An 8,773-nucleotide genomic window follows, 5' to 3' on the forward strand; every position below is an offset into this window, starting at 1 on the left:
TTTATCTGCGATCTTTGTGGAAAACCTGACTCTCTTTCACATTATGAATATGTAACCCCTATTGAGGAGATTGTGAAATCCTCGGGAAGAGAGTTTAGAATAGTTCATTATACTGATCTGGCCGAAAATGATCTTAAAGATGCAGAAGCCCTTATTCTCTGTGGAACTGCACTTATTGACAATAATTTTTCAGAGGATATGGATAGATTTGGGTTTATCAAAAATTATAATATTCCTGTTCTTGGTGTATGTGCCGGTGTTCAGGTAATTGCAAAAATATTCGGCGGGAAAATTATCCCTGATAAAAAAATCGGAATGACAAAGGTTGTAAAAATAAGGGATGATCCTTTATTTAAGAATAATTCCGCATTTGAGGCATATGAGCTTCATACAAATTCTTTCGAAATCCCTGAGGAATTTATAATTTTAGCTGAATCTGAATCAGGAGTCCAGGCAATAAAACATGGAAAAAAGAATATTTATGGTGTTGTTTTTCATCCTGAAGTCAGAAATGAATGGGTTGTTTTAAATTTTTTAGAGATTGCCGGGTGCTAAAGATTTTCCATTTTTTCTTTTTAGAAAACCTGTTTTTATCTGTGAAAAAGATTATTTTTTCGGTATTGATTTCTGGTTCACTTATTTTACAATTAAAACCGGGCATTTTGCATTATGAGTTACTTTCTGACTTACACTTCCCAGAAAAACTCCTTTTATTGTGCCAAGGCCGCGACTTCCAATAACAATCAGGGCTGCCGTCTCTTTCTCGGCTATCTCAATTATTTCAGCCGCAGGTTCTCCTATTGCAACCTTTAATGTATATGGAATACCGGCATTTTCCAGAATCTCAATAGTATCTTTTATCTGTGATTTTGCATCCTCTTCAAGTATGGAATGCACATCAAAATTTGCCTTTGCCATCCTTGACTGTGAAGGCGGGTTATTTACAATATATACCAAAATTATGTGGGATGACAATTCCCCTGCAAGAGAGGTTGCCTCGCCTGCTGCACGTCTTGCATTTTCCGAACCATCAGTTGCAAGTAGAATTTTTTTAAACATGAATATTATTGCTCCGGTGAAATCTGTTGTAACCTTAAAATTAATCCAGCTCTCTGAATTACTGCTAAAGTTTAATTTAACCTGTATAAAGAAATTACTTTGTGATATATTAATTGAAAAAAAAGGCATGATAAAAAAATGAGCCCTTCTTTCTGCATTATCTTTGATGTATTTTTTTTAATCTGCGGTATTTTTAACTGTTTTCGTGACGATTATTACTGACATAAAAGAAAACAACTGAAATGAGATGTTTTAAATGTCTCTTGGCCTGTTTTGATATTTTAAACCGATTCTCAGTAATATAGATATCAAAATTAAAGATTAAATATCCTGTAAAATCCGGTTAAACCGGAGATAAAAATTAATTTAATTAAATGGGTGAAAAATTCCTTGAACGCGCAAAAGATTAGAGATGAATGGTTCTCAAATATAAAGGGCGATGTGCTGGCCGGAATGACTGTAGCACTTGCGCTGATTCCTGAAGCAATCGCATTTTCAATCATTGCCGGCGTTGATCCGATGGTCGGCCTTTATGCCTCGTTCTGTATTGCAGTTGTAATATCCATCGCAGGAGGAAGGCCGGGCATGATATCGGCAGCAACGGGTTCGATGGCGCTTATCATGGTTGTTCTGGTTCGGGATTTTGGACTTGAATATCTCCTTGCAGCAACTGTTCTCACCGGAATTATCCAGTTGGGCTTAGGTCTTCTAAAAGTCGGGCGTTTTATTTCATTCATCCCGTATTCGGTAGTTCTTGGATTTGTAAATTCTCTTGCGATTCTGATATTTCTTGCCCAGATTCCGTTTTTATTTGGTGCCCCGCCTGTTGTTTATGTGATGGCTGTAGCAACAGTTGGAATCATATGGTTTTTGCCCCGCTTTACAAAGGCTGTGCCTGCACCTCTCATTGCTATTATTGTCATGACTGCAATAGCAATAGGTGCGGGACTAAGTGTTCTGACAGTTGGCGATTTAGGCACAATTACAAAATCACTTCCTTTATTTCATCTTCCAATGGTGCCTTTAAGCATTGAAACGCTGCTTATAATTCTTCCTTATTCTGCAACACTTGTAATAGTGGGACTTTTGGAATCACTTTTGACAGCATCAATTATTGATGAGATGACTGATACCAAAAGTGATAAAGACCGGGAAGTTAAGGGACAGGGTATTGCAAACTTTATCACAGGTTTTTTTGGAGGTATGGCCGGCTGTGCAATGATTGGTCAGTCTGTTATTAATGTGACCTGTGGGGGGAAGGGCAGACTTTCTTCAATGACTGCCGGACTATTTTTGATATTTCTGATAATTGTTCTGGGTGATCTGGTGGCACAGATTCCTATGGCGGCACTGGTCGGTGTTATGGTGATGGTCGCATACGGGACATTTGAATGGCAGTCAGTCAGGGATCTCTCCAAAATACCAAAAAGCGATGCATTTGTTATGCTTGCAACAATAGCCATTGTTGTTTATACTCATGATCTTGCAAAGGGTGTTTTAGCCGGTGTTGTGCTTGCCGCCCTTGCAATTGTGTGGAAAATGTCAGTTATTTCAGTATCGGGCAGTAATCGGGAAGATGGAGTTAAAGTTTATACTGTCAAGGGGCAGTTGTTCTTTGGAACAATGGCGGCATTCATTGACCTTTTTGATTACACAGGTGATCCCGCGAAAATTGAGATAGACTTTAGAAATTCCCATATATGGGATCATTCAGCAGTTGAGGCAATTGCACGTGTTATAGACAAATATCAGCAGGAAAAAAAGTCGGTTTATGTTATTGGTCTCAATACTGAAAGTCAGGAAACGCTAAATAAGGGATTTTCCTGAAAAATATCTGACTGGAAAGTTATATTGCTATTTAGTTCTATCTAAAATTTTTTGGAAGATTTGTAATTGATTTGATTATAGAATCAGGTATGATTCCCGATTTAGAAACATTTTCTTCTCTGTATTTTCCTGTTTTTACAAGAGCATCTTTGATTACTATATTTTTTGTACCTCTCACATAATATGCTTAAAAAATATTGAAAATCCGGTTAAAAAGAAAATCCTTTCAATTAAAAATAATTTTATTATTCCTAAACATTCATTTCCATGCTTTTTGTTGAACCCGAATGTTTATAATCTGATATTTTATTAATAGCTATAGTTGCTTTTTTCCTTACTTCCATATTTTCATCTAATAGGGAGTCTCTTAAAGCCGGCAATGATTTCTCATCTTTTATTTTTGCAAGAGCTTCAGCTGCATAACAGCGAATGACAGGATTCTCATCGTAAAGAGCTTCTATTATAGTATTTAGATCCGGTTTATATCCTGCTTTTATCAGAGCTCTTATGCCGTATGGGATAAACCACCTGTGAGTTTTTAATGACTCATCAATTGCTTTTAAAGTGTCAGTATCAGTAATTGATGACATACTCTCTTTAACAGATTCACGAATAAACCATCTCTCATTTTTAAGAAGAGATATCAGCTCATTTATATCTTCAGGTTTTAACGATGAACCTATTTCCGAAAAACCTTCACACCTTAATTTCCAGCTTTCATCTTTTATCTTTCCGATTATTAATTCACATTTGCTCATTTTTACCTCCGAATTTAGAACTACTGGTAAAAAGATCAGGGAATTTTTGCTGTCTGAAGTAATAGTCTGGAGAAAAATTCAGGTAATTTTCCCTGAACTTTTTTCGTGACTGGTGTTTTTGAAATTTCTTATCTTCTCTGGCCTTTTCAATCAGTATTCAGTTTTGTCTAACCTCAATACACTTCTCCACATTGTAAAAGAAGATTTTCCCGTCACCATTTTTACCTGTATAGGCATTCTGTTTGATAATCTCTGTAACTTCATCAATATCTTTTTCGGGAATAACCATTTCAATCTTAATCTTTGGAATAAGATTTACTATCATTTCCTTGCCGCGAAACTGAAGTGAAATCCCTCTCTGGGCACCCCGGCCGCGAACATCAGTCACTGTCATTGCATGATACCCTTTTTCCAGAAGGGCATCAGAGATTTTTTCAAACTTTTCAGGACGAATAATTGCTTCGATCTTTTTCATGTATAACCACTCCTTAAATATAGGTGGATTCACCGTGTTGTGCGATATCCAGTCCGACATATTCTTCATCCTCATCCACGCGAAGACCTATTGTCTTATTGACAATCAGTGCAAGCACGTATGTTACGACGAATGCATATACCATAGCTGCGACAGCATCTATTATCTGTATGAATAACTGGTTTGCATTTCCGTAAATAAGTCCGTCCACGCCGCCTATGGCAGCTGTGCAGAAGATACCTGTTGCAAGTGCACCCCAGAAACCTCCAACGCCATGTATTGCCCATGCATCCAGTGATTCATCCAGACCTTTCTTCACACGGAAGAGAAGTGCTGCGTAGCAGACAAGTCCTGCAATGAGGCCAATTGCGATTGCAGATGTGGCGTTAACAAATCCTGCTGCAGGTGTGATTGCAACCAGGCCTGCAACCGCTCCTGAAATCATACCCAGTGAACTCGGTTTTCCGTGAATTGATGATGCTCCCATCCATGCAAGGGCTCCTGCACATGCAGCAATGTTTGTAACCACAAATGCGTTTGCAGCTATTCCGTCTGCTGCAAGTTCACTGCCGGCATTAAATCCGAACCATCCAAACCACAGTAATGCTCCTCCGAGGAGTGTAAGCGGGATGTTGGATGGTTTCATGGATTCCTGGCCGAATCCCAAACGCTTTCCGATTACAAGTGCTGCTGCAAGTGCTCCGAAACCTGAACTTATATGAACAACAGTTCCTCCGGCAAAGTCCAGAGCTCCAAGCTGTGATGCCCAGCCACCTCCCCATGCCCAGTGTGCAAGCGGGTCATAAACAAGTGTTGTCCATAGAAGACCAAACACAATGAAGGAACTAAGTTTCACCCTTTCGGCAAGGCCTGATGTCAGGATGGCAAGTGTCAGTCCTGCGAAAACAAGCTGGAATACCATGAACAGTATGTCAGGAATTCCTTCGCCGTCAAGCCCTACGCCGTTTAAGGCAAAGTAATCAAGTCCTCCAATGAAACCACCTATGTCTGGTCCGAACGCAAGTGTGTAACCAAAAAGAACCCACTGTATGCTAACTACTGCAAATGCAACAAATGCCAGTGTTATCATTGAGATGGTGCTTTTTTTGCGAACCATTCCGCCATAGAACAGTCCCACACCTGGTGTCATCAGCATGACCATTGCAGTACATATGATGATAAATGCTGTATCTCCGCTGTCAATCATTTTACATTACTCCATTTTGATATCATCTCATGTCATGGATGATATTAATTTGCTTTATATTTGACAGAAGGAAGTTGTCTTCCACCATATTTAAATTTTTGCACAATCTTGCAATTTTGGGGATTTTTTTAGCACTAAATTTGAAATTTTTTTACAGGTACAATTTTTAAAATAGGTCCTTTCAATCCTGTTTTGTAAATTATATTTTATTATTGAAGATCTTTATTAACATTTAATTTGTCAGCAAGCGCGTCAATTTTTTTGACATTTGAATGTGAGATAAATGTTCTGCGGCAACATATTTACTTTGGTGAGGTTAAGTTTGATTTATAATTATTGAAATTATCTGTTCTATTTTTTCTGAATTGTATATTTCAGGATTTCTTTTGTATCTGTTGTGAATATGAGTGCATTGCCTTGTTGAATTTTCTTTATAATGATATAATTTACAGAGGGTGTTTCAGATCTTTTTTCTTTTTGGAGTAAGAGATGGATTGTTTTGGGAGATTTTTGTGAAGTGGTAGAAAATTACTTCCACCTAACAATATATATAGTTATCACATCTAATCTTATTAGGCTACATGAGATTAACAGATATTATCTATACTATAGGATTTTGTGATAAAAATGTGCGGAATAATCAGTGTGATAGATCGCTCCAGAAATAAAATGGGTGGAGAAGCTATCAAAAATGCGCTATCTCTTATGAATGAAAGAGGCAGTGGTGAAGGGGCGGGGTATGCTGTATATGGAGCATATCCTGATTATAAGGAATATTATGCTCTTCATGTATTCTATGACAATCTTGTTGAACCAAAGGCTGCAGTCGAATCACTTCTTGAAAAATGGGGGAAGGTTGAATTTTCTGAGGAGATTCCGACATATGATCAGGATCGTTTAAGAAAACAGCATATTCCATGGAGATATTTTTTTAAGCCGGATACCGGACTGCTTGCAGGTACCTGCTCACCTGAAGAAGATGCGATAATAAATATTGTAAATAAAATCAACACCGGAATAAAGGGAGCATTAATATTCTCTTCCGGAAAGGATGTTGGTATTTTTAAAGCGTCCGGATGGCCTGAAGATGTTGCAAATTTCTACAAAATTGAAGACTATGAAGGTTACATCTGGATGGGACATAACAGATATCCAACAAATACTTCCGGATGGTGGGGAGGAGCACATCCTTTCAATCTTTTAAACTGGAGTGTAATTCATAATGGAGAAATAACCTCTTATGGGACAAACAGGCGATACATTGAGAGTTTTGGATATAAATGCACAATGCAGACAGATACTGAGGTTGTTGCATATCTTGCAGATCTTCTCGGACGTCGTCACGGGCTTCCGGAAGATATTGCAGTAAAAGCACTTGCTCCTTCTTTCTGGGATGATATAGACAGGATGCCGGAAAATGAGAGACTTCTGAATACTGCACTTAGGATGGCATATGGCGGGGCACTCATGAACGGACCTTTTGCAATAGTTGTAGCAAAACCGGAAGGAATTGTGGGTTTTACAGACAGAATTAAGCTCAGACCTATGGTTGCTGCAGAATCAGGTGACTGTCTGTATATATCAAGTGAAGAAGCGGCAATACGTACAATGGAGTCAAATCTTGACAGGGTCTGGATGCCTGGTGCAGGCGAACCGGTTATCGGGATGGTGAAGCGATGACAATTGGAAGTACACCTGTAAAATACAAAATAACGATTGATAATGATCAGTGCATGTTATGTGAACGCTGCATTGAAAATTGTTCATATGGTGTTTTCAGACGTGAAGGTCAAAAAATAATTCCTGATTCAAGAAAATGCACTGCCTGCCACAGGTGTATTGCCATGTGTCCCCGTGATGCAATTACGATGCAGGAAAAACCCAATGATTATAAATCACATCCTGTATGGACACGTGAAGCAAGGGAAGCTATATACAAACAGGCAAAAACCGGCAGAATAATCATTTCCGGAATGGGCAATGCTGCTGATTATCCTATAATTTTTGACAGACTTGTTCTGGATGCATGTCAGGTTACAAATCCAAGCATAGATCCCCTTCGTGAACCGATGGAGCTGAGAACTTATATCGGTAAAAAACCAAAGCGGATAAAGATTAGTAAAAATGCTTCCGGAGATTATGATCTAAAAACGAAACTGGCTCCCAACTTAAAACTTGAAACTCCGATAATGATCGGGCATATGAGTTACGGGGCAATTTCATTAAATGCCCAGCTTTCTCTGGCAAAGGCTGTAAGAGAGACTGGTACTTTTATGGGAACAGGGGAAGGGGGACTTCACAAAGATCTTTATCCTTATCAGGACAGTATGATTGTTCAGGTTGCATCTGGACGTTTTGGTGTGGATATCAATTATCTTGAGCGTGGCGCTGCCATTGAGATCAAGGTGGGTCAGGGAGCAAAACCCGGAATAGGGGGGCATCTCCCCGGAGAAAAGGTGACAGAGGATGTTTCAAAGACAAGAATGATACCTCTTCACAGTGATGCAATCAGTCCTGCACCCCATCATGATATTTACAGCATAGAGGATCTTGCACAGCTTGTAAGAAGTTTAAAGGAAGCTACTGAATGGAAAAAACCGGTATTTGTAAAGATAGCCGCTGTCCATCATGCGCCTGCAATTGCAGCAGGAATTGCAAGGTCTTCGGCTGATGCAGTGGTGGTTGACGGATTCAGGGGCGGTACAGGTGCTGCACCGCGTGTATTCCGGGATCATGTGGGTATTCCCATAGAGGCTGCGGTTGCGGCAGTTGATGAAAAATTAAGAGATCAGGGTGTCAGAAATGAGATATCTGTTATTGCAAGTGGTGGTATTCGTGACAGTGCCGATCTTACAAAGACGATAGCTCTTGGTGCAGATGCAGTTTATATCGGGACAGCAGCACTTGTTGCGATGGGGTGCAGGGTCTGCGGTTCATGCTACAGAGGTCTTTGCCCATGGGGTATAGCTACCCAGAGGCAGGATCTTGTAGATCGCTTAAACCCTGATGAAGCTTCAAAAAATGTTGCAAATCTTATAAACGGATGGACACTTGAACTTGCGGAGCTCATGGGAGCGGCAGGAATAAATTCCATCGAAAGTCTGCGTGGAAACCGTGACCGTCTGCGTGGTTATATGCTTGATGAGGGAATTATGAAAGTACTCGATGTAAAGATGGTGGGGGCATGAAAAGAATGGAAAAATCCATTAAAATTGATGCAAAAGGCGTCCACTATACTCCTCTGAATATTATGCTGAGGAAAGCTGTTGCAGACGGAGTAACTGATATAACTATTGACAATGTTCTCGGGCATCGTTTTATTGGAAACGGTCTCCGTGGTGATAATGTTAAAATCACTATAAACGGTGTCCCGGGAGGCGATCTTGCCATGTTTATGAGCGGTCCTGAGATCACTGTTTACGGCAACTGTGATCACGCTCCCGGAAA

The 8,773-nt window shown here is 39.6% G+C and carries 9 protein-coding genes; 5 read left to right on the forward strand and 4 right to left on the reverse strand.

The window, feature by feature from the left end; translation table 11 throughout:
- Positions 1 to 555: glutamine amidotransferase-related protein (locus ACTB1O_RS11605; protein ID WP_462995300.1), on the forward strand; the 555-nt coding region annotated here is incomplete at its 5' end.
- Positions 556 to 636: 81 nt separating this feature from the next.
- Here ACTB1O_RS11605 and ACTB1O_RS11610 read toward each other — a convergent pair.
- Positions 637 to 1,059: a universal stress protein gene (locus ACTB1O_RS11610; protein ID WP_462995301.1), complete on the reverse strand. Its 423-nt coding sequence runs from the start codon at positions 1,057 to 1,059 to the stop codon at positions 637 to 639.
- Positions 1,060 to 1,449: 390 nt separating this feature from the next.
- On the opposite strand from ACTB1O_RS11610, the gene ACTB1O_RS11615 reads away from it, so the two are divergent.
- Positions 1,450 to 2,886, forward strand: a complete 1,437-nt coding sequence (locus ACTB1O_RS11615) for a SulP family inorganic anion transporter (RefSeq protein ID WP_462995302.1) — start codon at positions 1,450 to 1,452, stop codon at positions 2,884 to 2,886.
- A gap of 251 nt (positions 2,887 to 3,137) precedes the next feature.
- On the opposite strand, the gene ACTB1O_RS11620 is transcribed toward ACTB1O_RS11615, so the two are convergent.
- From ACTB1O_RS11620 to ACTB1O_RS11630, 3 genes are all read right to left on the reverse strand, one after another.
- Positions 3,138 to 3,644, reverse strand: a complete 507-nt coding sequence (locus ACTB1O_RS11620) for a HEAT repeat domain-containing protein (RefSeq protein ID WP_462995303.1) — start codon at positions 3,642 to 3,644, stop codon at positions 3,138 to 3,140.
- A gap of 157 nt (positions 3,645 to 3,801) precedes the next feature.
- Positions 3,802 to 4,119 carry a P-II family nitrogen regulator gene (locus ACTB1O_RS11625; protein ID WP_462995304.1) on the reverse strand — a complete coding sequence of 106 codons (318 nt, stop codon included), beginning with the start codon at positions 4,117 to 4,119 and terminating at the stop codon, positions 3,802 to 3,804.
- Between the two features lie 13 nt (positions 4,120 to 4,132).
- Positions 4,133 to 5,326 carry an ammonium transporter gene (locus ACTB1O_RS11630; RefSeq protein ID WP_462995305.1) on the reverse strand — a complete coding sequence of 398 codons (1,194 nt, stop codon included), beginning with the start codon at positions 5,324 to 5,326 and terminating at the stop codon, positions 4,133 to 4,135.
- Between the two features lie 627 nt (positions 5,327 to 5,953).
- Between ACTB1O_RS11630 and ACTB1O_RS11635 the strand changes: the two genes are divergently transcribed.
- The 3 genes from ACTB1O_RS11635 to ACTB1O_RS11645 form a co-directional block, all read left to right on the forward strand.
- Positions 5,954 to 7,006 (forward strand): class II glutamine amidotransferase, encoded by a 1,053-nt coding sequence (locus ACTB1O_RS11635; RefSeq protein WP_462995306.1) that lies wholly within the window; start codon positions 5,954 to 5,956, stop codon positions 7,004 to 7,006.
- Positions 7,003 to 8,514, forward strand: coding sequence for a glutamate synthase-related protein (locus ACTB1O_RS11640; protein WP_462995307.1), 1,512 nt, complete (start codon positions 7,003 to 7,005; stop codon positions 8,512 to 8,514). Before ACTB1O_RS11635 ends, ACTB1O_RS11640 begins: the two co-directional genes overlap by 4 nt.
- Before the next feature lie 5 nt (positions 8,515 to 8,519).
- The coding region (locus ACTB1O_RS11645) for a GltB/FmdC/FwdC-like GXGXG domain-containing protein (protein WP_462995308.1) at positions 8,520 to 8,773 on the forward strand (254 nt) is incomplete at its 3' end.

The sequence above is a fragment of the Methanomicrobium sp. genome (assembly GCF_055145805.1).